Annotated in this window: 11 protein-coding genes and 5 pseudogenes; 5 read left to right on the forward strand and 11 right to left on the reverse strand. The window is 68.7% G+C overall.

Annotated elements, in window-relative coordinates:
- Window positions 1–165: 165 nt before the first annotated feature.
- Window positions 166–5,976: a family 78 glycoside hydrolase catalytic domain gene (locus OG395_RS01310; protein WP_327241221.1), complete on the reverse strand. Its 5,811-nt coding sequence runs from the start codon at window positions 5,974–5,976 to the stop codon at window positions 166–168.
- A 502-nt stretch (window positions 5,977–6,478) separates the two neighbouring features.
- Window positions 6,479–7,234, reverse strand: a pseudogene (locus OG395_RS01315) (integrase core domain-containing protein); the annotation flags it as partial.
- A gap of 111 nt (window positions 7,235–7,345) precedes the next feature.
- On the opposite strand from OG395_RS01315, the gene OG395_RS01320 reads away from it, so the two are divergent.
- A complete protein-coding gene (locus tag OG395_RS01320) occupies window positions 7,346–8,986 on the forward strand; it encodes an IS1182 family transposase (RefSeq protein ID WP_442818493.1) in 1,641 nt (546 codons plus the stop codon).
- Window positions 8,987–9,048: 62 nt separating this feature from the next.
- Here OG395_RS01320 and OG395_RS01325 read toward each other — a convergent pair whose 3' ends face one another.
- On the reverse strand, window positions 9,049–10,248 hold the full coding sequence (locus OG395_RS01325) for an RNA-guided endonuclease InsQ/TnpB family protein (protein WP_327241223.1): 1,200 nt from the start codon (window positions 10,246–10,248) through the stop codon (window positions 9,049–9,051).
- 51 nt (window positions 10,249–10,299) lie between these two features.
- On the opposite strand from OG395_RS01325, the gene tnpA reads away from it, so the two are divergent.
- Entirely contained in the window at window positions 10,300–10,728 is a 429-nt protein-coding gene (gene tnpA, locus OG395_RS01330; RefSeq protein WP_327241224.1) for an IS200/IS605 family transposase, read from the forward strand.
- A 592-nt stretch (window positions 10,729–11,320) separates the two neighbouring features.
- Here tnpA and OG395_RS01340 read toward each other — a convergent pair.
- From OG395_RS01340 to OG395_RS01355, 3 genes and pseudogenes are all read right to left on the reverse strand, one after another.
- A complete protein-coding gene (locus tag OG395_RS01340; RefSeq protein ID WP_327241225.1) occupies window positions 11,321–11,716 on the reverse strand; it encodes a zf-HC2 domain-containing protein in 396 nt (131 codons plus the stop codon).
- 143 nt (window positions 11,717–11,859) lie between these two features.
- Window positions 11,860–13,394 (reverse strand): annotated as a pseudogene (locus tag OG395_RS01345) (ISKra4 family transposase).
- 5 nt (window positions 13,395–13,399) lie between these two features.
- On the reverse strand, window positions 13,400–13,879 hold the full coding sequence (locus tag OG395_RS01355) for a hypothetical protein (protein WP_327241228.1): 480 nt from the start codon (window positions 13,877–13,879) through the stop codon (window positions 13,400–13,402).
- Between the two features lie 406 nt (window positions 13,880–14,285).
- Here OG395_RS01355 and OG395_RS01360 point away from each other — a divergent pair.
- Window positions 14,286–15,107, forward strand: a pseudogene (locus OG395_RS01360) (transcriptional regulator); the annotation flags it as partial.
- Window positions 15,108–16,202: 1,095 nt separating this feature from the next.
- Here the strand turns inward: OG395_RS01360 and OG395_RS01365 are convergent.
- Window positions 16,203–17,021 (reverse strand): alpha/beta fold hydrolase, encoded by an 819-nt coding sequence (locus OG395_RS01365; protein ID WP_327241229.1) that lies wholly within the window; start codon window positions 17,019–17,021, stop codon window positions 16,203–16,205.
- A gap of 351 nt (window positions 17,022–17,372) precedes the next feature.
- On the opposite strand from OG395_RS01365, the gene OG395_RS01375 reads away from it, so the two are divergent.
- Window positions 17,373–19,889, forward strand: a complete 2,517-nt coding sequence (locus tag OG395_RS01375; protein WP_442818494.1) for a transposase domain-containing protein — start codon at window positions 17,373–17,375, stop codon at window positions 19,887–19,889.
- A gap of 60 nt (window positions 19,890–19,949) precedes the next feature.
- On the opposite strand, the pseudogene OG395_RS01380 reads toward OG395_RS01375, so the two are convergent.
- Window positions 19,950–20,693, reverse strand: a pseudogene (locus tag OG395_RS01380) (winged helix-turn-helix domain-containing protein); the annotation flags it as partial.
- 500 nt (window positions 20,694–21,193) lie between these two features.
- Between OG395_RS01380 and OG395_RS01385 the strand changes: the two are divergent.
- Window positions 21,194–22,384: an ATP-binding protein gene (locus OG395_RS01385; protein ID WP_327241230.1), complete on the forward strand. Its 1,191-nt coding sequence runs from the start codon at window positions 21,194–21,196 to the stop codon at window positions 22,382–22,384.
- Window positions 22,385–23,130: 746 nt separating this feature from the next.
- Here the strand turns inward: OG395_RS01385 and OG395_RS01390 are convergent.
- The 3 genes and pseudogenes from OG395_RS01390 to OG395_RS01400 form a co-directional block, all read right to left on the reverse strand.
- On the reverse strand, window positions 23,131–23,673 hold the full coding sequence (locus tag OG395_RS01390) for a hypothetical protein (protein WP_327241231.1): 543 nt from the start codon (window positions 23,671–23,673) through the stop codon (window positions 23,131–23,133).
- Window positions 23,674–24,141: 468 nt separating this feature from the next.
- Window positions 24,142–24,360 (reverse strand): hypothetical protein, encoded by a 219-nt coding sequence (locus OG395_RS01395; protein ID WP_327241232.1) that lies wholly within the window; start codon window positions 24,358–24,360, stop codon window positions 24,142–24,144.
- 578 nt (window positions 24,361–24,938) lie between these two features.
- Window positions 24,939–25,069, reverse strand: a pseudogene (locus tag OG395_RS01400) (transcriptional regulator); the annotation flags it as partial.
- Window positions 25,070–25,193 lie beyond the last annotated feature (124 nt).

A 25,193-nucleotide genomic window follows, 5' to 3' on the forward strand; every position in this document is an offset into this window, starting at 1 on the left:
CCAAGGGTTTTGCGGGGGCGGCCGTTGAGGGCGGTGGCGACGGCAGCGACGAAGGCCGCTGCCAGAGTGAAGGTGACAAGCCGGGCGCGCAGGGCGATCTTCACGGGGGCTCCTCGGCTCGGCTGTCGGTTGGCGGTTGGCGGTGGATCGGGCGGGGCTCGTGGATCAGAGCACGCGAACGTGCACCTGGGAGGAGGATCCCTCGACCGACGCGCCGCCGGCGTAGACCACCTTCAGGGTGCGCAGGCCCCGTTGATTCATCGTCAGCGCAGTCGAGGCCGTGCCGCCGGCCGAGAGTGTGAGGGTCTTGACCCGGTGCCCGTTCTCGTAGACCAGCACGCTCCCGCCCGGTGTGCCCGCCGTGGTCGAGACCGTGACCGTGAGCGTCACCGACTGCTTCTTCTTCACCGACGTCGCGGAGAGGCCGACGACGACCTGAGACTTCGCCGCGGTCACCCTGGCGGTCTCGGCCGAGGTCGACGACGCCGGAGCCTTTCCGGCCTTGGACGCGGTCACCGTCACCGACAGCCGATGCCCCATGTCGGCCCGGACCAGCCGGTAGGTCGAGGCGTTCGCGGCGCTGATCGGATGCCCGTCGCGGCGCCACTGGTAGGCGAACGACAGGCCCTTGGTGTTCCACGAACCCGTGGTCGCGGTCAGCGCCGAGCCGTACTTCGGTGTCCCGGCGATCTGGGGAGCGACCAGGGCCTTGATGGTGTCCACGTCCGCCAGGTCGACGGCCACCGAGTGCACCGGCTCCGGGTTTCCGGCCACGTCGGTGGAGAAGAAGTCGACCGTGTGCCGGCCGAAGCCCTCGACCGCGGGAGTCTCGCCGGCCAGCACCTTCCAGGCGCTCCCGTCGATCCGGTAGGTCGTCGTCGCGACGCCGCTGAGCGTGTCCTGGGCGGTGAAGCCGACCGTGGCCCGGTCTGCCTCCGCCGTCCCGGGCCCGCGGGTGACCGCGAGCTGGGTGACGGGAGCGGTCCCGTCGATCCATATTTGCGCAGTCCGCTGACCGGTGGAGTTGCCGGCCGTGTCCTTCGCCCGGTAGTAGACCGAGTGCTTGCCGTCACCGCTGACCATGACCGGAGCGACGTACGCCTGCCAACCGGCGGACTGGCCGACCTCGACCGAGGGAGCGGTGTCCCGGTTGTCGACGGCGGTGACGGCCACGGAGGCGTCACCCCGGTACCAGCCGTTGTCGCCAGGCGCGGCGGCACTGGTCACCGTCGCGGAGGCCAGCGGAGCCAGGCTGTCGTCGGACACCGGCAGCACCCAGCTGTCAGCGATCGACGGGTCGAAGTAGCCCGAGGCATCGAGCGGGAACTCGTACTTGATCCGTACGGTGCCGTCGTTGTCGATCGCGGCGGGATCATCGATGACCGTCTGATAGGTCTTCGTGCCCATACCGGTCTCGGTGCGCTTCAGCATGTACGTCTTCACCAGGGTGTCGTCGACGTAGATGTTGTACTTCTTCGTCCTGGCGCCGTCGAACGTCTCCCGGTTGCGGAGCATGAAAGGCTTACCCGGCGTCACATGCACCACGGCCGAGTACCACGAGCCCGGGTTGGCCGAGTTCGCATAGCGTCGGTCGAGGCCGGCTTCGATGTTCGTCCCGCTGGCCGGTGCGGCCATGATTGCGTGGGCATTCTCCGAAGCCGCGTTGCCGAAGTCGACGTAGTCGAGGACATCCTGCGTCGGCGGTACCGCGAGGTTGACCCTGATCGTCGCGTTCTTGCTGGCGAGCATCGCACCCTCATCGACGAAGTCGACCTCGGCGTCCTGGTCACCCGCGACGGTCTCGAGTCCGGGGAACAGCGGGAGTACGACGACCTTGGTCGCCCCGGGCTCGATCGTGACCCGGTCGGAGGCGGGCGGGGTCTTCCACCCTTCCGGCAGGACCGCCGTGACCTGGCCCGACACGGCGGAGCGGCTGTTGTTCTTGACCGTCGCGGTCAGAGTGGCCTTCTCGTCGGAGCCGTCGACCGGGTTGGCCGACGTCACGGTGGTGATGTCAACGCCCGACGTCACCGAGACCCACGGCGTCGAGTCGTTCAGGGTGAACGTCCCGTACTGGCTGGTGAAGGTCAGCTTGACCGAGGCGTCATACGTGCCGGGCTTCTGGTGTTTCGGCACACTGACCGTGAACGGCAGTTGTGCGCTGTCGCCCGCTCCGACCGTGTCCTTGGTCGAGCTGGTCGGGTCGACATTCCAGTCGTCGACCGTCACGACGGCCTTCAGATCGCTGATCGCGACATCACCGGCATTCGCAATCCCGATCGTTCCGGGGACGCTCGCTCCGGGCAGCCCCGGCTCGGCGACGGGCGGGACAATCACCGAGATTCCGAGACTCGCGGCGACCGCCTTGCCGAACAGCGCCTCGATCGACTCCAGACGGGTCGTCAGGTCGTTCTTGACCGGTCCGTCGACCGACGAGTCGGCCAGCCAGGTCTTGAGGGTACGGATGGTCGCCACGCCGTCGCTCAGCCGCTGCGATGCCTGACCCGAATCGCCTGCGACGTCCGCCGCGAGGGCATCCTCGACCTTGCCGCTCGCGGTGTCGAGTGCCCCACCGATGTGGGTGCGGCTCGCCGCACCGAGGTCACCCGCTGTTGCCAGGTCGCCGGCATGGTCGTCGGTCTTGTGGATTTCAGAGACGATGTCGCCGAACAGGGCGCGCTTGGTGTCGGAGTGGATCGAGTACGAACCCGAGCCGACGGTGAACGTCACGACGCCCTTGCCGACCGATACATCGCTGACACCATCGGCCTTCGTGATCGGCGTGCCGCCCTCGGTCACGGCCTCGATGTTTCGGGCCGGGATGCTGACTCTCGAGGTCGTGTTGACCGGGACCGTGATGTCCAGGGACATTCCCTGATCGGTCTTCTTCCAGTTCGAGCCGATCGTCCCGTACACGGATTCGTAGGTTCCATGGCCGCTGGTCAGGTCGCCGCCCATGGCCGGGGCGATCTTCGACTCCTTGTAGCCGGCCTTGGTCGCCGAGATGCCGCCGATGTTCTGATACATCCAGTCACCGACCGCGCCATAGGCGTAGTGGTTGAAGGAGTTCATGCTGACATCGCCGAAACTGCCATCGGGGTTGATCGAGTTCCAGCGTTCCCACATCGTGGTGGCACCGTGCTCGATCTCGTAGCCCCACGACGGGTAGTCCTTCTTGAGGATCATCGTGTAGGCCAGGTCGGACCGCCCGATGCTGCTGAGCGCCGGCAGAAGCCACGGTGTTCCGAGGAACCCGGTCGTGAGGTGGTAGTCGCTGGTCTTGAGCTTGGCGACGAACTTCTCGCCGACCTTCTCGCGCAGCGCCGGATCGGTCACGAGATTCATGCCGAGCGCCATGGCGTATGCCGTCTGGCTCCCGCCTTGGACCGTGCCGTCGGCCGCCACGAGCTTCGACGTGAAGGCATCGCGCACATCGGCTGAGAGCTTCGCATAGGTCGCCGAGTCGGCGTCCTCACCGATCGCCTTCGCCATCTCCGAAAGCATGCGCGCGTCTTCGGCGTAGTACGCGGTGCCGAGGACATCGGTGCCGGTGTTGTCGTCGAGGTTGAGCCAGTCGTTCCAGTTGCCACGCGCCGAGTCGATGAGGTCGTCGCCCGCGCCGTTCTTCACGAAGCCGAGGAACTTCTTCATCGACGCGTAGTTGGCCCGCACGATGGCGTTGTCACCCTGCGCGTGCCACACCGCGTACGGCACCGTGACCGCCGAGTCGGACCAACCGAGGCCACTGCCCATGTCGATCGTCGGCACCGATGGAGCGATGCCCGGGTAGTTGCCATTGCTATAGGCGGAGTCACGCAGGTCGGTCGTCCACTTGCCGAGGAACGCGCGGGTGTCGCGCAGGTAACTCGCGGTCGGCGAGAAGACGTTGATGTCGCCGGTCCAGCCGAGGCGCTCGTCACGGGCCGGGGTGTCGGTCGGGATCGACAGGAAGTTGCCGCGCTGTCCCCACGAGATGTTGCTCTGGAGCTGGTTGAGCATCGCGTTGGAGGTCGTCAGCGTTCCGGTCGCCTTGAGATCGGAACCCCAGACGACGCCGGTGACATCGCCGAGTTCGGGTGCGCTCGTGACATTCGAGATCTCGAGGTAGCGGTAGCCGTGCTGCGTGAACTTCGGTTCGTAGACGACCGTGCCGCTCGTGCTGAACGTGTAGTAGTCGGTGACCTTGGCCGCGCGGAGGTTGGCGGTGTAGAGGCTCCCGTCCTTGTTGAGGACCTCGCCGTAGCGGATCTTGACGGTCTGTCCCGTGACGCCCTGCAGGCGCATCCGGGCGACGCCGACCATGTTCTGGCCGAGGTCGTAGACGTAAGTGTCGGCGGAAGGACTGGTCCTGGTGAGTGCCGGAAGCTCGCCGGTCGCGCGCACGGGCTCATCGGGCTGCGGCACCAGCTTGGCGGTGTCGGAGGCGCCGACTGTGGCAGGGTTCCACGCCGCGTCGTCGTAGGCGGGGCGGTCCCAGCCGGGCTGTTCGGCCCCTGCGTCATACGTCTCACCGTCGATGTTGTCGGCAGCCACGTATGGACCCGAGTGGCTCTTCCACGTGCCGTCGGTCTTGATGACCTGATGGGTGCCGTCGGTGTAGTCGATGCGCACCTGCGCGATCAGGCCGACCGAGTTGCCGAACATGCCGGGGCCCCACATGCCGACCTTGCCGGCCCACCAGCCGTCACCGAGCTCCGCGCCGATCGCGTTCCGGCCGTTGGCAAGCTGATCGGTGACGTCATAGGTCTGGTACTGGATGCGCTTCCTGTAGTCGGTGTCGCCAGGGGCCAGAAACTGGTCGCCGACCTTCTTGCCGTTGAGCTCCAGCTCGTAGGTGCCGTGCGCGGAGGCGTACACCCTGGCCCGGGCGACCGTCTTGTCGGGGTCGGTGGTGAACTCCTTGCGCAGAAGCGGCAGATTGCTGTCGCTGGTCCGCAGGATCGCGTCGAGCTTCTTCTCCACGAGCAGGCCGTCCGGCGTCAGGGTGCCGCCGGTGAACGGGTCGGTGGGCCCGGAGAAGTCGGTCCGGAACAGCACGTCGCCGGCCTTCGAGGTGACCTTGACCGCGTGGATGTGCGCTGTCTCGGGTCCCTCGTTGGCGAGGTCCTGGCGGAAACCGATGAAGCCCTTGGCGAACGTGGCATCGGTGCGGCTGTCGATCTCGGCGCCATCGAGCCTCGTGGTGATCGTGGGGCCGTCGACGGTGATCGACAGGCGGTGTGTGCCGGTGAGCAGTTGGGCGGATGTCAGGGTCGTGATCGGGATGTTCCCGAGCAGGGAGTAGCCGCCGTTGACCTTCTTGTGCGGCCGGAACTTCGGGACTGCGGTCCCGTCGGCGGTGCTGACCTGCCACATGTACGCGTTCCCGGTGTCCGACGCGCGCAGGTAGACGCCCAACGCCAGGTTGTCGAGGGTGAAGTCGACGTCTGTGGTGTAGTCGGTCCACTTGTCCATCTCGCCGCCGGCGGACTTGCCGATCCAGTCGCCGGTCCACTCGGCGGCGTCCAGGATGCCGGTCTCGAACCAGCTCGGAGCGCTCCAGTCGCCGGCCTGGTCGTCGCCGTCCCAGACCCTGGCCTGCCAGTAGTAGCGGGTCTGCGAGGCCAAGTCCGGCCCGGCGTAACGCACGTCGAGCTGGTCGCTCGACTCGACCTTCCCCGAGGACCACACGTCGTCGGCGGCTGCGCTCGTGCCGACCCGGACCTCGTACGCGCTCTGCACCACGCCACGGGCGCCCGACGTCGACTTCCAACTGAACGTCGGGGCGTTGCCCGCGATGCCGAGCGGGTCGGTCCGGGCGTTCGTCTGGAGAGCGCCGACCGCGAGGCCGTTCCCCTTCGTTGCACCGGCCGCCGGGTCCGCGACCAGGAAGGCGACGGTCACCATGACGAGGGCCGCAAGCAGCGCGAAGAACCGGCGCCCCACTGGGGCGGCGGGTGGGACAGGGAGTGCGGCAACTGGTCTGGCAGGCGTCATGCCGACGGGCCTTTCGTGGCAAGAGGGGGCCCTCGCGGTTCCCACTGCGAGGTGAAACGTTCCAAAAATGATGTGGCAGCCGTCACATGTCAAGGGTTTGGACAAACATCGGCCACCGCACTTGATTGCGCCCAGGTGCGCAACCACGCCATCGAGCCCACGCCTACCGTTGATTGAAACGACACATTGTCAAGCCGTGGCGGCGATCTCAGCTGAGCTCACCGCGAACCGCCCAGACGACCGCCTCGATCGGCGTCCCACGTCGAGGAGGTCTCACAGGGCCCGCAAACCTGCGGCGCAGGGCCCGCTCGCTGGTGTCGAGTTCGCGTGCCGGCGCCTCGGGCGCGCGCCCAGCCGCGCGCCGGACGACGCGGGTCGAAGTTGATCCCCAGGGCGGCGAAACGGGCGGTGGTTCGGCGTACATGGCCCTGCGGTCGATCCGCCGGCCGGAGCCAAGTCAGGCGACCGCGCCTGCGCTTGCCGGAAACCCCATCCATGCTGCTCACGCCGCATGCTGGTACTCATTCAGGATGCCGCCGAGGCGTTCACGTCGGCGTATGTCGAGGCGGGCTATCTCGTCCGGATTGGCAATCGGTGTGGGCAAGGGGCGTAGCGGTCGAGTGTTCGCGATGCCCTGGTGTGGGCGGTGGGAGTTGTAGAACTGCTCGAACTCGCGCAGGGCATGCAGCAGATGGCGCTGGTTCCAGATCAAGGTGCGGTCTAGGAGCTCGCGTCGGCAGGTCTGCACCCATCTTTCCGTGATCGAGTTCATCCTCGGCGTCCGGACAGCGCTGAGCACGGTCTCGATCCCCGCGTCCTTGAGGATCGCGTCGAACAGGGCCGGGAACTTGCCATCCCTGTCCCGGATCAGGAACCGGGCCCGGCAGCCGGCGTCCTTAAGGTCCATGACGAGATTCTTCGCGGCTTGCGCCACCCAGGAGGCGGTCGGGTGCGCGGTGGCGCCCAGGATCCGGATCCGTCGGTTGGTGTGCTCGATAACGGCGAAGACGTACAGCCGCGCCCCGGACAGGGTGACCGTCTCGAGAAAGTCGCATGCGAGCAGGGCGTCTGCCTGTGAGCGCAGGAAGTCGGCCCAGGTGCTGGAGGAGCGCTGGGGCGCGGGATCGGTCCCGGCCTCCTTCAAGATCTCCCAGACGGTGGACGCGGCCACCTTCACCCCCAGCACGAGCAGCTCGCCATGCACCCTCCTGTAGCCCCAACTGGGGTTCTCGTTCGCCAGGCGCAATACCAGGGCCCGGGTGACTCCTCCCCCACCTTCAGGACTCCGTTGGGGAATCCGCAAACCGGTGATGACGAGCTGCCTGGACTGCCATGATCGTCCTGTTCATCGATCGAGGGCGGGGACTGGATGTCGTTGGAGCCGCGGGTTGATCGCGGGGTGCCGGAGCTGACGGCGCGGGTGGTGCGGGCGTCGTTCCCGAAGGGGGTGCTGGCGGTCCGGGTCCGGGAGGCGCTCGGTCCGCTGTTCGAGGACGAGTCCTTCGCCGAGGCGTTCCCGAAGCGGGGGCGGCCGGCGGTCTCGCCCGGGGCGTTGGCGTTGGTGTCGGTGCTGCAGTATGCGGAGGGGCTCACCGACCGGCAGGCCGCCGACCAGGTGAGGGCCCGGATGGACTGGAAGTTCCTCCTGGGCCTGGAGCTGGACGACCCGGGGTTCGACTTCTCCGTCCTGGGCGACTTCCGTGCCCGGCTGATCGAGCACGGGCTGGAGGAGAAGGTCCTGGACCTGGTCCTTGAGCGGATCTCCGCACTCGGACTGCTGCGCGCGGGTGGCCGTCAGCGCACCGACTCCACCCATGTCCTGGCCGCCGTGCGGACACTGAACCGGATGGAGTTCGTCGGCGAGACCCTGCGCGCGGCCCTGGAGGCCCTGGCAGCAGCGGCCCCCGCGTGGCTGTCCACGCTGGCCACGGCCGGCTGGGTCAAGCGTTATGGCGCGCGGATCGACTCCTACCGCTTCCCCAAGGGCGACAACGTGCGCCGGGAGTGGGCCGAGCAGGTCGGCCAGGACGGGTTCACGGTGCTGGACACCGTCGACGCGCCGGGGGCGCCGACGTGGCTGCGCGAGGTCCCCGCCGTCCAGGTCCTGCGCCGTGCCTGGGGCGAGCAGTACCACCGCGACGGGAAGGGGGTGCGCTGGCGGGAGGGCAGGGACCTCCCGCCGAGCAGAGAACGCCTGTCCTCGCCCTACGACCTCGATGCCCGCTACGGGACCAAGCGCGGCTCCGGCTGGTGCGGCTACAAGACCCACCTGAGCGAGACCTGTGAGCCCGACGCCCCGCACCTGATCACCCACGTGGCCACCACCGACGCCACGGTCACAGACACCGAGCTGACCGATTCCATCCACCAGGGCCTGGCGACAAGGGAGTTGACGCCGGACGAGCACGCGGTGGATGCCGGCTACGTCACCGCCGCCCACATCGTCACCGCCCGCGACGACCACGGCGTCGACCTGCTGAGCCCGGTCGGACTCGACACCTGCCATGACCGGTCAGGCGAAGAGCACTTCGCCCAGAGCGCCTTCACCATCGACTGGGATCGCCGACAGGTCACCTGTCCCCGGGGCGCGACCAGCGTCAGCTGGTCCGACCAGCGCAAGGCCAGTGGTACCCCGCTGGCCCGCATCCATTTCGCCGTCACCGACTGCGCGGCCTGTCCGCTGCGGGCCAGGTGCACCACGGCCACCAACGGCAAGTGGGGACGCAGCCTGACCCTCCTGCCCCGCGAGCAGCAAGAAGTCCTGGCCCAGCGCCGCCGGGAACAGCAGACCGAGGAGTGGAAGAAGCGCTACGACGTCCGCGCAGGTGTCGAAGGCACCATCTCCCAAACCGTCCGCCGCACGCGCTGCACCGGTCTACCCAAGACGCACCTCGGCAACGTGTTCGCCGCCACCGCGATCAACATCATCCGACTCGACGCCTGGCTCACCGGCACCCCGCTCGGCCAGACCAGAACCTCACACCTGGCCCGCCTCGAACTCGCCGCCTAACCATGATCACGACAGCCAGTTTGCGGATTCCCCAACGGAGTCCTGAAGGTGGGGGCTTCTCGCTAGGCCGGTTGGGCTTCGCGACGGACCAGCCCGGCCCGTAGAACGTTCAGGGCGCCCACCGTGTCCGCGTGTGCCTGGTGGCCGCACGAGACGCAGCGGAACTTCTGTTGTGTGGGCCGGTTCTCCTTGGCGGTGTGCCCGCATACGGGGCACCGCCGGGAGGTGTTGCGGGGGTCCACGGCCATCACTTCCCGTCCGGCGCATTCTGCCTTGGCGGTGAGGATCGTCAGGAACACCCCCCATCCGGCATCAGCGATCGAACGGTTCAGCCCGGCCTTGGCGACGGCCCCGTTGGGCAGGAAGCTGCCCGGCGTGGCGGGGTCCGGCTTCGGAGCCGGGACCTTGCTCATGTTGCGGATCCTGAGGTCTTCGTGCGCGATGAAATCGTGGTCACGCACCAGGTTCAGCGCGGTCTTGTGCGCGTGGTCCAGGCGCTGACGGCGGACCTTGCGGTGCAGCCGCGCCACAACCTCCACGGCCTTGCGTCGGCGCTTCGAGCCGCGCTTGCACCGGGCGAGGGCCTGCTGCGCGGCTTCGAGCTTCGCGGCGGCCTTCGCCCCGTGCCGGGGGTTGGGCACGAACTCGCCGTGGGAGTCGGCGAGGAAGTTCGCTATGCCCAGGTCGATGCCGACCATGCTGCCGGTCGCCGGTAGGGGCTCGGGCTGTTCCTGGTCGGCGGTGAGGATGACGTACCAGCGCCGCCCTTCGCGCTTGACGCTGATCGTCTTGACCTTCCCGGCCACCGGCCGGTGCTGGTGCACCTTGACGTGCCCGACGCCCTGGAGGCGGACGCGGGTGACGGGGTCGTGCGGGGTGGCATCCCAGCGGCAGCCGTCGCCGTCCTTCGGGAAGTCCACGGTGTCGAACCGCTTGCCCGAACGAAAGCGCGGATACCCCGGTGCCTCTGCGGCCTTGACCCGACGGAAGAAACCGGTGAACGCCTTGTCCAGCCGTCGCAACGTCGCCTGCTGAGAAGAGAACGACCAACGTCCCTGACGTTCCGGGTCGAAGGCCCGGATGTCCTTGAGCTGGGCGGACTGCTGCCCGTACCGGACCGTCGTCTTCGAGCTGTGCCGGTAGGCATCGCGGCGTTCTTGCAACGCGCCGTTGTAGAGCGAGCAGTGATCCCGCAGCATCTCGGCGAGCGCGCCCTGCTGGCCCACGGTGGGCCGCATGAGGAACTTGTACGCACGGATCATCCGGCCCACCCCCTTCCTGGCCCGCTTCGGAGATCATACTACGCTTGGCGTATGTCACCACGATGGGAACCAAACCCCGATATTCGTACCGGTCGCCACGTCGCCTCCCACCTCCATGCCCACTTGGTGTTCGTCACCAGGTACCGGCGCGGCGTGTTCGATGACGACATGCTGAAGCGGTGCGAGGAGATCATGCGCGAGGTCTGCGGCACGTTCGAGGCGGAGCTGCGGGAGTTCAACGGCGAAGCCGACCACGTGCACCTGCTGGTGCACTACCCGCCGAAGGTCACCCTGTCGAAGCTGATCAACAGCCTCAAGGGCGTCAGCTCCAGGTACCTGCCAGCGGAGTACACCGGGCGAATCAACCGGATCGGCATGGGGCCGGTGTTCTGGTCCCGCTCCTACTTCGCGGGATCCTGCGGCGGAGCACCGCTGACCATGATCCGCCAGTACATCGAAGAGCAGAAGCGGCCTGCCTGACCATCCCCCAGGCACAGCGAACTCCGGCGCCTCGCGCCTCCGGACCATGGATGCGTTTCCCTCCCCGACTGAAGCCGGGGATACCCACGCAAGATCAGGGATGGAGTGCACGGTCCGCGGTCGTCCTGGGCGCTTGGGGCGGGAGGCGGCGCCGTGGCGGCGTGCGAGAAGGTCGCGATGCCAGCGCAGTAGCGTGTCCGGGCGTACCAGCAGCCGCACTCTGCGGAGCACATCCCTCGGGAGTCGGTGCAGTAGCGCCGCCAGGAATGCCCGATCGCTCAGGGTGAACCGCACCCTCTTCTCGCCCAGTTGGCGTTCCAGGACCGTGATCTGATGGCGCAGGGCGAGGATCTCCGCGTCCTTCTCTCGATCGCTCATCGGTAGCAGGCGCAGCAGGGCGAACGCGTTCGCCATGCCCGGTACGCCAGTCGAAGCAGCATGGTCGATCATCATGCCGTGGTGATCAACAACCCACGCGAGGGCACTGGCTCAAGCGACCGCCGTGGACATCGCCTACACCGTGCACACCGGCTCCCACCGGCGCGGATGAGGCTATCGGCAGGCGCAACGTCGTCGCTTCCACGAGATCCGCTCACCCGAAGTACGTCGTGGTCTTGCTGACCCATTGGGACAGTGTGATCTGCATGGGCAGGGCCGCCCGGTCCGGGCTGCGGCGACGGGGCGAGGCGTGGCCGCATTCGGCCCGGGTGACCGCGCACATCCGCCGATTTTGGCCTCTGCCGCAGGCCAGGGCGTCGCGGAGAAGGGACAGATGTGCCGCCACGGCTGCGAGGCAGTCATGCTCGTCCCGGCATGTGTCGCAGGTTGCCAGGTGAGACCCCACCGCGCTCGCCTCATCGGGTGCGAGAGTCTTGAGCGCGTATCCGGCCAGCAGTTCACAGAACCTGCGGCATTCCCCGACGGCTGCCTCGTCGCCGTACTCCGTGGTCAGGCAGTGGGCTCCGATCATGGCGAAACCTCCGTTCATGGTCTCACCATCTCCCAGGAACGGCCCCCCGCGCGTCGTCCCCGCGCAGCGACTTACGGCTACCACGGCCGCAGTATCCACCGCGCCAGCCTACGGCCGGGGCGGAACACGGATGGGTGCAGATCCAATGAGGGTGCTGTCGATCAGGTGGTGGGTATGACATGGTCGCGGCGCGTCTGGTGGTTGCGGATGAACTCCTGCTGCTGGTGCCACGTCCAGTAGGCGTCGAAGTCGCCGTTGGCGCGGACGGCACGCAGCTTGAGCACGGCTTCAGCTCCGGACAGGCCCCAGCGGGCGCCGGTGATGTCCAGGCGGTCTTTGACCAGGTGCCGACATGCTCCCTCGATGGTTCCGGTGGCGATCGGCCAGCCGCGTTCCAGGGCGGTGTCGTAGCGCAGGTGCTCGGCCTTGCCGGCCAGGTAGTTCACGGCCTCGTCGATGCCCTTGCGCTGGGCGCCACGCAGTCCGGCGGCGCGGGCGGCTTCCTCGAGTGCGGCGGCGGACTGCTGCACGCCGCCGCCCAACAGGACTCGGGCGTGACGGGTGACCCAGTTCTCGGCGGAGGCATCGCCGCTGTCGTGCAGGCGCCACGACGCTCGCCACAGATATTCGAGCACGTGGATCAGGTCGACGATGATGCGGACGTCCACGCCGCGCTGCTGTGCTTCGGCCTTGATGAGGTCGATCTGATGGCGGGCCCCGTCGACCAGGACGACCCATGGACGGCGGTGGCCGGGGTCGCGGTGCTCCGCCTGATCGAACACGGCGGCCACCACCTGCGCGGCGGTGTCGGTCACCGGGCCGCACAACCACTTCGACCGGGCCTTCGGCCCCTGGCGGCGCTCGGGCGCCGCGTCGTGGCCGGGGTCGTCTTGCTGGTCGGAGTCGGCGATGATGTCGTCGACTGTGCGCGGCGCGGGTTCGGCATCGTAGACGGCTCCCAGGGTGTCCATCCGTTTCCTGCCGTGTTTCTCCCCGGACGCCAGCCGGGTCTTCATCGCGTTGCCACCTTTGGCGGCCGCGGCCTTGGCGGTGTCCTCGCGCAGCGCTTCGGGTCTTATCACCACGCCCTTGCCGTCGACCGACAAGATCAGTGGCGTGGTGTCGGTGCAGGGAGCGGGCACCAGGGCGTCGTAGAACGCGTCGATGTCCGCTGCGGCACTGACAGCGAGTTCCTGGACCTGTCGGTGCCCGATGCCGGAGCCGGTGTGGGCGTTGATCCGCTCGCAGGCGTCGGCGAAGCTGCCGCGGGAGGACTCGATCGCGGCGAGCCTGGCCAGCCCGTGCGAGTGCATCCCGTCCGGCAGGTTCAGCAGCGCATCGGTCGGGTGCAGGTCCGCCACGCCGGTGCCGCGGTAGGCGATCCGGGCCACGGTGACCTGCCGAACACCGTGGCCAGCGTCCGGTGTCGGTCCCGCTCGATCCGGGAGCGCTCGACACCGGCGGCGTCCACGACCTCCTGCCGACGCACCTCGTCCCTGGCCCGCAGGGTCAGGTGGTCCTGGAACAACTGCCGGGTGACCTCGCGCATCCGCGCTCCCAGCAGGTCCTCCAACTGCGCGTGCGTCATCACCGCCGCCTTGGGGGCCGCCAGCGCCGCGCACGCCGCGGCGAACAGACCTGCCGAGGCGGCGAAGGCGTCCTCACACTCCGCGAGCGCACCCTGGGCTGGCCCCACCGTGCTCACCACCCCTGCTTCCTGCCGTCGACCTTGAACAGCCCGGACGAAGGCTCGGCCAGGATCCCGCGCTCCACGAGCCTCTTCAGCTTCGAGCGCATCCCCTCGACATGTCGCGGCTCGGTTCCCAGCCCCAGGTGCTGGCAGACCTCTTTGCAGCGCATCGCCGCTCCCGAGGTCGCGAACAAGGCGATGATCGCCCGGTACTCCGGCGACATCACCGTCACGTCCAGCTCTGCCTCGGCCTCCACCAGCGCCACGGCGACTCCGCCGGCACCCCCACCCGTGGCGTCCGTGCCCGGCACCGACGAGGACGGCGCGGCCAGCACCTCCTCCACCGTCTCCCGCGCGATCTGCAACCGCGTCAGCCGCTCCTCGACCCGCGACAACTCCTCGGACAGGCCAGCGATCTGTTCACGAAGCCGCTCGGCCTGGCCCAGCACCTCAGCTCGCCTGGCCTCCAACGCCTCCATCAACGACGGCACACCACACCCACCCTCGCTCAGCACCCGCACGCCTCAAGGCGGGCTCGACCTCGGCGACGGTAGAAGTCGGCACGACCGGCCACATCCCGAACCTCTGCGAATCACCCCACCGAGGCACCCTCAGAAGATCTGCACCCAAGTGAGAATCCGCCAGCTGCACTGCGACAGGACAGCAGCCCTTGCCACCACGGACCTGACCAGCGACAACACACGCCGTGCTGTACCGATCGGCAATCAACTGACCCGCATCATCACCAAAAACGTCAGCACTAGATCGGCACCCATGACAGCGGTCGAGTCACCCACGACAACAGACTGAACAGCAAAAGCCCGATACCTACTGCACTGACATCATGATGCCGAACCACCACCGACAAAAACCCGCAGATCATCACTTGCCGCGTAGTACGGGCGAATCGCGACCTCCATCCCCAATCTCCTCTCTGACGCCGTCCGCGACGTCCACACCGCGCGCACCGCCGACCACCAGGAAGCCCTCCGATCGCTGGTTTCCGCCGCCCGCAGCGGCGACGCGATCGCGTTCAAGTACGGCGCCCACGACCTGTCCGCCCGGCTACTCGACCTGATGCGCTGGGCAGCCGACCGCTCCACCGATCCTCTCGTTCAGGCCGCCACGGCATACGTACGGACCGAGATCTTTTTCGCAGCCCGCGCCCACACCGTCGGCCTCGCCGCACTGGAGCAGGCGATCGAAGCCGCCCCCGCATCTACCTCCCGCACAAAAGCCGCCGCACGCGGCGCTCTCCACATGCGGGCCGCCGTCATTGCCGGACGTGCGGGCAACGCCGACTCCGCCGATACCCACCTGAAGCATGCCCACCAGCTCGGTGACCAGGTCGCGCGCGAAGGCATCTACCTTGGCACGACGTTCGGCCCTGACTCTGTCCGCATCCACGAAGTCTCCGTCGCCGTCAGCCTCGGCCGTGAGCACGTCGACCGCGCCCTTCGCGTGGCTACCGAGTGGAAGCCTCCTGCCGATCTGCCAGCCGAGCGCCGCAGCGGTTTTTACATCGAGCTCGCCCGCGCGCAGAACTGGGCAGGTCTCCCCGCGGACGCTTTCGAGAGCCTCAAGGTGGCCCGCGCGGCGGCGCCGCAGCACACCCGCGAGCACCCGTGGGCGCGCGAGGTCGCCAGGGATCTGCGACGCTTCCACCGAGCCGGCGCCGAGAGCCTGTCGCACTTCGCCCAGTGGATCGGCGCCGTTTGACGAACTGCTACAAGCAGTAGCAGTTGCGCCCCTTCCCAGGCCCCACGATCTATCTGTCCGCACCACACAGGTAGAGACGAGGGGCCCCATGACCACCCCTGTGCTCGTCGACGGCCAGGTGAGCATCGCTCGCCTCCACGGCGAAGCCGGCTGGACCTGCGGCGCCGTCACCCGCGGCCTCATCCCTGCAGGAGCCGTCGTCTTGGCGGGGCAAACCCAGCCTTGGCCAATCGTCTCCTGTGGCTGTGCGCCGGTCACCGACATGGAGACGGCCATGCCCCCATCCGCTGCCGCGTCACCTCTGCTTGATCTTCCTGATCCGGTGACACTGTCCGACGCGCAGCAGCGCGGCGCGAACTGCGTCTGGTGCGGTGCCCCTCTGGCTATCGGCGCGGCGCACGACCTCGGGCCCCGCCCGGTCGACGCGCATGGCACCGCGGCCGGATGGTTCCCCCGCTGCTGCCCCACCTGCTGGAAGTGCCACCAGTGACAACCCTGAAGAAACCCAGCCACCCGCGCGGCGACGATGCGTACCGAGTCCTGGTGCGCCACACCTACGGGTGCGCGGCCTGCCGCTGCTTGCCCTGCCCGACCGCGGTCCGCCTCACCCGTGCGTGGAGGGGGCCCGCCGATGATGTGCGAACGCTGCCACCAGCCCGTGACCCGCGAGGAGTCGAAGCCGTACGACGTGCCCGGAGCGTCGGGCCCCGGCATCACGATCTACGTGCACAAGCGTCCATGCGCCCTGCCCGTCTCGGCCCAGCCGCAAACATACCCGCAGCGCAGGCCCTGATCTCCCGCCCGCGACTGACGCCGATCGGTCGCGGGCGGGTTCTACTCCCGTACGAGGTCGGCGAGCGGGGCACTTTCTCGGTCAGCCGCTCGCGTGCCGCCCAGGGACGGCGTGTGCGCGCTTCGGCGACGACCGTAACGGTTGGGGGCTCACCTGCGGGCGGCCCGCCGCCGGGTCATCCGCCCCTTCACCGAGTGGTCCGTGCTCCGTGAGGCACGTCGGGAGGCCGCGCAAGGCCGATACAGCGCCAACTCGGCTTCCGCCAACCGCAACGACGTCCGACCGCGCAGTGACCGCTCCTGTCAGCCTCCGTTTCCGGTGCTGACTGTACCCATGGCATGGCTCAGCACGAAGTCGCGCGCCAGGCGTGCGGCCTGCTCACGGGCCTCGAAGGTGATGCCGTGCCGAGTACGCGGCAGGATCACCAGACGTGCGCCAGGGATCTCCGATGCCATGAGTTCGGCGACCTGAGCGCGGACGATGGGGTCCTCCGCGCCATGCAGCACGAGAGTAGGAGCCGTGATTTCATGCAGCCGGTCAGTGCAGTCGTGGTTCTGAATCGCTGTCATGCGGCGTGCGTCGGCGTCTACGGGACGCCCCCGCAGGGCGCGCTTGGTGTCGGCGACGAGCTGCGGGTCGTTCGCCTGCCCCTCGGGTGTGAGGAGCAGGTCCAGCACGAACTGCGCCCGCGCGTCCGGCCCCATGGCGACGATGCGGTCACCAAGGCTCTCGGTCATGGTCCAGCTCGGGGTGGCGCCTGACAGTATGAGAGACGCGACCCGCTGGGGGTAGTGGATCGCCAGGTGCATTCCGATCGCTCCGCCGTACGACACTCCCATAACATGAGCGCGCTCAAATCCCAGCGCGGCAAGGAAGTCGGCGCAGTCAGCAGCTTGCCGAACGATGTCGTACGGCTCGGGCCCGTTGAGTGTGTCGCCGGTGTCACGCTGGTCGAAGCTGATGGCCAGGATTCCAGCGCCTAACAGGGGGCGGAAGGCATCAAACTGTCCCCTATGGCTCTCCCCGCCATGCAACAGAACCAGCGGTTCACCCTGGCCGGACTCAACGTAGGCAATATCGATGTCGCCGACTTTGACGTGCTGAAACCCCTCAGAACTCACGCGCTCACCTCCACAGGCGTGCATCCATCGCCTCGGCGAAGACGGGATCGGCACAGGACGGCGGGCTCGCTGCCACCGAGCGGTGGGAACGCTCGATCATCTGGTCACTCACTCTCCGATCGCCTCAAAGCTGAGTACAGCATGGGAACCGGGTATCGCCCAGTCGCTGGTTCACCTCTGCCCCGACCACTACTCCACAAACGAAGGCACCCTCAAGTGATCAACGCACCACCCCCGGGTGATCATGCAATGCCACGAAGTTAGGGCCTCGCAGCGGGTGTCAACGGGTGCGGCATAGCAGTGAGGGTCGTGCTGTTGAGGAGATCTATCAAGATCTTTCTGAACCGGGGGATGCAGGTGTCTGAGTATGGCGGGGCTGGTACGTCGGACGCGGTGGATGTCTTTGCTCCGGGGCACATCGGGGAGTTGACGCAGGTTGTGCCGTTCGAGTTGGTCGATGCCGTGCTGGAGGAGACCCGTACGCGCGAGCGGCGGTTGCGGGACCTGCCGTCCCGGGTCGGGGTCTACTTCGTCCTGGCACTGGGGCTGTTCGAGCATCTGGGAGCCAGACTGGTCTGGGAGAAGCTGGTCACCGGCCTGAGCGGCCCGGTCCCCAGACCTTCGGAGAAGGCCTTACGTGACCTGCGACGACGTATAGGATTTGCCCCTCTTCAACAGCTGTTCGACCTGCTGGCTGTCCGCCCGCTCGCCGAGGGGGCGTCGTGGGGCCACGCCTGGGAGTCGGCGCGGCTCACGCCGTTCGCGCTGCGCGACGGCCGGGCGCCGACCGGGGCGGACGAGATCGTGGCCGACGCCAGCAGCGGGCTGCGCACCGGCGCGAAGGTGACCGTGCAGTCGACCGGCGCACCCTCCGTGTACGAGGTCGTCGGCATCGCCGCACCGGCCGGCCGTGACGCCCTGGCCCGCCAGTCGACGCTGTTCTTCAGCACGGAGCAGGCGCGGCGCCTGGCCGGACACCCGGGGCAGGTCTCCGCGCTCGGCCTGCTCACGGTCCCCGGCGCCACGGTGAGCGACGTACGCGCCCGGGCTCTCGAGGCGGTGTCCGGCACGCCCTCGCTGGAGGTGCGGTCGGGGGACGACCGCGGGCCCGTCGAGTTCATCGACGCCGGCAAGGCGCGGGTCAGCCTGATCAGTCTGGGCGGTGCGATGGGCGGTACGTCGCTGCTCGTCGCCCTGCTGGTGGTGGCCGGGACCTTCGCACTGTCGATCCAGCAGCGGGCCCGGGAACTGGCCCTGCTGCGGGCGGTCGGCGCGACGCCGCGCCAACTGCGGCGCATGGTGGGGCGCGAGGCACTGGTCGTGGGGCTGCTGGCCGGGCCGCCCGGGGCGGTCGCGGGGCTGTTCCTGGCCCGCTGGATGCACGGGCGGTTCGTGGCCGTGGGGGCGCTGCCGGACACCCTGGAGCTCACCGTGAGCGCGTTCCCGCCCGTCGCCGCGTTCCTCGCGACGCTGCTCGCCGCGTGGGGTGCGGCGCGGGTGTCCGCCCGCGGGCCGGCCCGGATGCGCCCTACGGAGGGGCTCGCCGCGGCGGCGCTCGGCTCGGAGCGGCCGCACGCCGGCCGGGTCGTCGCGGGTGTCCTGGCCGCCGTCGGGTACGTCGTCCTGGTCGTGGTCCTGTCCGGGCTGAAGACCGACGCGGCGGCCACCCCGGTGACGTTCCTGTCGGTGATCGTCGCGGCCGCGGCGATCGCGCTGCTCGGCCCGTCGCTCGCCCGGTCCGCGACCTGGGTGACGGGCGGGATCGCACAGCGGATCTCCCCGGCCTCCGGATTTCTCGCCGCACGGAACACCCGTGCCGGCGCCCGGCGTGTCGCGGCCGTGGTCACCCCGTTGAGCCTGGCCGTGGCGATGGCCTCGACGATCCTGTTCACGCAGACGACGTCGAGTCACTCGGCGGGCGAGCAGGCCGCGTCCGGCACACGCGCCCCCTACGTCCTCACCGCCTCGGAGCCCGGTGTCCCGACCGTGGCCGCACAGGCCGTGCGCGAGCGGGTGCCGGGGACGACGGTGACGGAGGTCGTCCGCACCACGGTGCGGATCGGGCAGGACAAGTTCCCCGCCCAGGGCGTGAGTTCACCGGGTCTGGCCCGGACCCTCGACCCGGAGGTCACCGCGGGCACGCTCGCCGCAATGGGCGACGGAACGGTGGCGCTCAGCGAACTGGCGGCCCGTACCCGGCACGCGCAGGTCGGCGACCACATCCCCCTCACACTCGGCGACGGAGTCAAGAAGGACCTCGAAGTGTCCGCCGTCTACGAACGCGGGCTGGGCTTCGGCGATCTGCTGCTCCCGCACCGGTTGGTGGCGGCGCATGTCGACCAGCCGCTGTCCTCGTCGGTCCTGGTGGCCGGGGCGCCGAGCCGGTCGGCGCTCACCACCGCGCTGCGTCCCTTCCCCACGGTCCACGTCCTGGACCGCACCGCCGTGGCAGCGGCACGCCGCACCCAGGAAGGCGCGCAGGCCCAGGTCAACTACATCGCGATGGGACTCGTGATCGCCTTCACCGCGATCGCCGTGGTCAACACCCTCGTGATGTCGACGTCCGCCCGGCGCCGCGAGCTCGCTCTCCTGCGCATGATCGGCACGACCGGCCGCCAACTGCGCGCGATGCTCCGCTGGGAGACGCTCACGGTCACCCTGCTCGCGATCGCTCTGGGAGCGGCGGTGGCCTGCGCGACCCTGACCGCGTACAGCCTGGGCATGACCGGCGCCGCGACACCGTACGCACCACTCGTGCCGTGTCTTGCCGTCATCGCGACAGCCGTGCTCCTGGCCTTCGTCTCGACGGCCCTGCCGGCCCGTGCCGCGCAACGAAGCGGGGCGGGGACGCCGACCGAGGTGGAGTGAGCGCGCGATCGGCGGCGGACCGGCCGTCCGCGCACCAGGTCCGGCTCCGGGTCCGGAGCGTTATGACGGCTCTGTGCTCCGGCCGTCCGCCGCCGGTCCCCGCCCGTGCCGCGCCCGGACGAGCACGTCGGCCGCGGCGGTCCGGTAGTAGAGCACCGACCGCCCCGCCCGGCGCCGCTGTGCCAGCCACGCGTCGAGTAGCACCTTGAGATGCCGGCCCACGGAACCAAGCCGCTGCCCGGTCAGGGCGACGAGCTGCGTCGTGCTCTTGGGTGTGTCGAGCAGCGTCAGCACCGTGGCCCACCCGGTCCCGAGCAGCCTGCCGAGCGAGTGGGGCACCGGGGTCCGCTCCCCCTCGGCCAGCGCTCCCGCGCACGGGTAGATCACCGCGTACCGATGCGGCTCCTCGGCCGTGACCCATCCCCGGTAGGGGGTGACGGGCAGGAACATCAGGCCCGTCCCCGAGACCTTCATCGGTGGATAGTCGAAGGCGTTGATCTGCAGCCGGCTCTCGCCGAGCCAGCGCATCCCGGGCCGCAGCTCTCCCAGCGCCGCGGCCCAGCCGCCCAGGCTCAGCCGGCAGGTGCGGGCCACCACATCCGACTCCAGGACCGCCCTGCGCCGCGGCCAGGTGGGCAGCACCGTCTCCCGCCACACCCACTCCAGGACGCCGGCCAGGCGGTCCGGCAGGTCGGAGCGGTCCAGCAGGGCGGGCAGCGGGCCGCGCAGCGACACCCGCAGGTCGGCGCGGGCGGCCTGCGCGGGCGTTCGCCTGACGTAGGCGACCTCCTGTTCGAAGGTGGCGGCGTCCTCGCGGCCAGCCACAGCGGCGTGTGCCGCGTACAACGCCGCCGTGGCCCTGCTACCGCTTCTCCGGCACAGCCCGGACGGGCAAGGGGGAGGAACCGGCCCGCGTCAGAATGCGGGCTTTTGCCGTGCCAACTCGTAGATGCCTACCCGGACGTCGTCGTCATCGGCGTCCTGGGCGCCCTCCGGCACAGACGAGTCGCACCCTGCCGGAAAATAGCGGGGAAAGGCCCCTCGGACCCAGCCGAGAACGCCCCCCGCGCGCCTCCGGCGGGGCCTTCGCGCTGCTCCGCTCCCAGCGGCGGCCCCCCAGAACGGCGGCTTCGGTAAAGCCGTGGACACGACCACCTGGGACCTCATCACATATGGCCTGACCTGCGCATTTACGCCCAGATACCTAAGATGGACATGCACGGGCGACGGCGTGGAAGCAGCGTCGGCTGCTTCGGTGACATCTACCCACAAACATGCTCAGGACGGCCCAGGGAGGGTGCTTCATGACCGAGTCCGGCAACCCCGATCAGCCCGCGAACGTGAACGAGTACACCAGCAGTCACATCCAGGTACTCCAGGGCCACGAGGCGATACGCAGGCGCCCCGGCATGTACATCGGCTCGACCGGCGAGCGCGGCCTGCATCAACTGGTGTACGAGGTCGTCTCGTACGCCGTCGACGAGCACCTTGCCGGCCACGCCGACACCATCGACGTCACGATCACCGCGGACGGCGGCGTTCGCGTCGCGGACAACGGGCGGGGCCTGCTCGTCGAAGTGCAGGAGCCCACCGGCAAGTCGGCCATCGAACGCGAACTCGCGGAGCTGTCCTTCGGCTCCAAGCCCCACACCGGCTACGGGGTCTCCGGCGGCCTGAGCGGCCTGGGCCTGTGTGTGGTCAACGCGCTGTCGAGCCGTCTCACGGTCGAGATCCACCGAGACGGCCACCGCTGGACCCAGGAGTACGAGAAGGGCACCCCGATCTCTCCCTTGACGAGGAACGAGGAGACGAGCGAACACGGCACCGCAATTGCGTTCTTGCCCGACGCCGACATCTTCGACACCACCCGCTACTCGTTCGCCACGCTGTCGGAGCGCCTCCAGGAACTTGCCTTCCTCAACGGGGGCCTGGCCATCTCACTCACCGACGAGCGTCCGCAGCGGCCGGTCCGCTACCACCACGCGGACGGCCTTCGGGCCTACGTCGCCCACCTCAACCCCTACCCCCCGAGTCTCGTCCACTCCCCCGCCATCGCCTTCGAGTCGGAGAATCAGGACGAGACGATCTTCGTACAGGTCGCCATGCAGTGGAACACCTGGCCCCCGGGAAAGCTCCACTCCTTCGCGAACAGCACCCGAACCCATGAGGGCGGCGCCCACGAACAGGGCTTCCGTACCGCGCTCACAGACCTCGTCAACCATTACGCGCGCCGTCAGCGGCAGATATCCGCAGACGACGAGGACATCACCGCCGAAGCCATCCACGAGGGCCTGACCGCGGTCGTCTCCGTAAAGCTCGCCCATCCCGCCTTCGAGGGCTCCACCAGGACCAGGCTCAGCAATCCCGAAGCAGACGCCTACGTCCAAGAAGTCGTCCACCAACACCTCACCGACTGGCTGGACCACAACCCGAACGAAACCGCGGCCATCATCCGCCACATACTCAATGCCGCTACCGAACACGGGAAGGAGTGACGAAGGACTTCCCGCCGGCGAGGAGAAACACCTGAAGGTCGCTGTCACGGGCAACGACCCAATCACCGGGACACTGAACGCGAACGGATGGATCGCGGGCGGCGCCGCCACCGCGCTCACCGACCTCGGTATCCAGTGGGCCACACCGTCCGCTCCGACACCCCCAACGCCCCCGCAGCCACCCGCACATGCGACGACGTCAACGCAGCAGCCGCACGAAGCTCCAGCAACCGACCCACCGCCGTAACACGCATCCCCACACGCGCGGCCTCGGGCAACCCGTCCCGTTCCACCACCATGCGCTCCCACGATCAGACCGGCCCCGAACCAGACCCAGCCTCGAACCCGGCACACCTCCACGGATAAGAAGCACCGATTCCACGACAGTGAGACACCTGGTGGTGTACCGGTCCGTGACAGCAGCGGCCCACCCCTACACCACTTCCACGTCAGTGACGTCCACACCACCAGCGCGTGTGACCAGCACGAACCTGTCAAGCTAACGAACCGTCACTGACAACACCCCACTGACACCAAACCGGCGCATCGCAGCTGGGCCTGCACCAGATCGTGAGGCGGCGGAGTCCATGACGGCATTAGATCGCGTGTTCGATTTTCTTGTCATGTCGAAACACGCCGACATGCCCGAGCAGCGGCCCCCCTGTCCTGTGCCATCCAACGCTGAGCTTCGTGCCAACGAATCTTGATCGACCGCGCGTAGCGTGCGCGCACAAGGCGTACGTCGACTACGAGAGGTCACGCACGGGGATCTCGGGCGCAAAGTGGGCGACGGCAGTGACCAGTCGGTCCTTGTCCAGCCGCCACCCGGTCACCGCCCGTGAGGCCAGCGCGACGTCCGCCGGCACCGGAACGAGGTACTTGAGGGCAGCACGGGCCTTTGGGCCATCTCCCGGCAGGGCCGGAGCGCCTTTCCGCCGGGTGACCCCGACATAGGGCAGGGAAGCGCCGCCCGCAGCCTGGCGCCAGAGCACGAAACCTGTGATGTCATCCCAGGGCACATGGCTGGTGGTGGCCCCGTACCGGGCGGGGCTCCCTCCAAGAAGCACCCCCGTCTCGTCCACCCGGAACGCGACCTTGCGGCTCAGCGCCACGTACGACATGAACAGCCCGCCCCCGCCGAAGAGCGGCAGGCCCAGTATCTGCGCGAACAGCGGCACGCCCGGGAGCAGCAGGACTGCTGTGAAGACGGCGGAAAGCGCTACGACTCCAGCGGTCCTGAAGTCCCAGCCGTAGCGCGCCTGGTAGACGGGTGAGCTGCTGTGAGCCATGGCTGGATCATGACAACGGCCAGCCCTTAAGGGAAGCCCTGGGGGCAGTGCTGCTCAAGGTTCGATGACACACGCTCAAGGTTCGCTGTCACGGGACACCCTCCCCCGTGGTGCGCGCCCCTCGGCCCGACGGTGCACGGTTCGCTCCCCTACTTCGCCCAGCTCCGACACTCCAGTACTAAAGTCGCGTCCTGGCCGCCGGCCTCCGGGGCTGGGCAAGCCTGCCGCACGGTGAGCTTGCCCAGGGTCCTCTTGGGCTTGCCCGGCACTCGTGACCGGTCATATGTCTGCGGCCGTGACCGGTGACCGGCCGTGTGACCGATCCGATCGCAGCCGTCGGCCAAACCGCAAGTCAGTGGCGTGACCGGTCGATGCAACCCGGGTGTCCGGATCGGCCCGCAGGTCGGCGGCCAGATCCCCCGGCCCAACGGAACGCCGGCGCCCCAGCGGTGGAGTTCCCGGGTGTGGCTACTCGGTGGTGCGGTCGGGGTCGGGGAGCTCCGGCGGGAAGTGCCACTCCAGGATCTCGGCCCAGCGGTGCAGGACGACGATGCCGGTGGTGTCGGCCTGTGCCTGGACCAGCTCGCTCAGGGCGTCGACGAAGGGCTGGCGGCGGTGCCCGCGGGCATCGCGGCCGAGGCCTTCCTGAGCCGCTCGTGCGCGGCGGGGAAGACGCCCCGGGCCCATGCGTCCTGTTCTCGGACCCGCTTGCTTCCCTCCTCCATGTTGATCTGTGTGATCGCCAGGGCCGGGCAGTCGGGGGTGTGCCAGGTCTCGCTGATCCCGCCGCCGGTCTTCACGTACGCGATGCGGGTGTTGTCGGGGCCCGGCAGGGCGAAGCAATCGGTGCAGTCGACGCGTTCCGTACCGGTTATCGCGGAGCTCCCTTCGAGTGGAGGCAGAGCCTGCTATCCCGATCAACGGGCGACCAGGGATTTCCTCCGCCGCAGCCCGCCGGCCCCGGGGCCCGAAGGAGTCCTCTTTCCCTCGGCTATCGCGGGGGAAAGAGGTGTCGGCGCACGGGACCGGCTTGCCCACAAGGGGTGACCTGCAGAAATGGGCGGTGCCCGATTTGGGGGGTCCACACCTGCGGCAGTACCTCCGGTCCCCCGCTGAAAGCAACCGTCCAGCCCACTGTCCACCCGCCCTTGGATGCAACCCCCCTCCGCGCCGCACGGCACCGCTCCCTCAGGGCCGGGCAAGCCCCTGGCAGTTCAGACAGCCCGGATCGCGGGCGCGGCCTCCAGGCGATCCAGCCGTTCGAAGTCGTCGTGGAGGTAGAACGCCTCCAGTGGCCACACGGTGCGCTGCGCGGTGAACGGGATGATGCCCAGCGAGACGCACGCGAGCGGCATCACGGCCAGGAGGTTCGCAGCTGGCCCTTCATTGCGCCGGGTTCGCGGGCCTGGGTACGCCGTTCGGAGCGGCTTGCCCAGGCTCCCGTTGGGCTTGCCCGGGTCAGGTCCGGCGGCGGAACAGGCCGCGGCGGGGCTTGCCCGGCTCCCGGTCTCGGTCCTCCT

Origin of the sequence: Streptomyces sp. NBC_01320, from assembly GCF_035974375.1 — a bacterium.
In the GTDB taxonomy this organism is placed as follows: domain Bacteria; phylum Actinomycetota; class Actinomycetes; order Streptomycetales; family Streptomycetaceae; genus Streptomyces; species Streptomyces yanii.

Bases quoted from the DNA above. Each gene is read 5' to 3' on its own strand.
- OG395_RS01390 (WP_327241231.1), bottom strand. From the start codon at position 23,673: ATGGCTCACAGCAGCTCACCCGTCTACCAGGCGCGCTACGGCTGGGAC.
- tnpA (WP_327241224.1), top strand. From the start codon at position 10,300: ATGTCACCACGATGGGAACCAAACCCCGATATTCGTACCGGTCGCCAC.
- OG395_RS01395 (WP_327241232.1), bottom strand. From the start codon at position 24,360: ATGGGCCCGGGGCGTCTTCCCCGCCGCGCACGAGCGGCTCAGGAAGGC.
- OG395_RS01320 (WP_442818493.1), top strand. From the start codon at position 7,346: ATGTCGTTGGAGCCGCGGGTTGATCGCGGGGTGCCGGAGCTGACGGCG.
- OG395_RS01325 (WP_327241223.1), bottom strand. From the start codon at position 10,248: ATGATCCGTGCGTACAAGTTCCTCATGCGGCCCACCGTGGGCCAGCAG.
- OG395_RS01385 (WP_327241230.1), top strand. From the start codon at position 21,194: ATGACCGAGTCCGGCAACCCCGATCAGCCCGCGAACGTGAACGAGTAC.
- OG395_RS01340 (WP_327241225.1), bottom strand. From the start codon at position 11,716: ATGAACGGAGGTTTCGCCATGATCGGAGCCCACTGCCTGACCACGGAG.
- OG395_RS01310 (WP_327241221.1), bottom strand. From the start codon at position 5,976: ATGACGCCTGCCAGACCAGTTGCCGCACTCCCTGTCCCACCCGCCGCC.
- OG395_RS01375 (WP_442818494.1), top strand. From the start codon at position 17,373: ATGCAGGTGTCTGAGTATGGCGGGGCTGGTACGTCGGACGCGGTGGAT.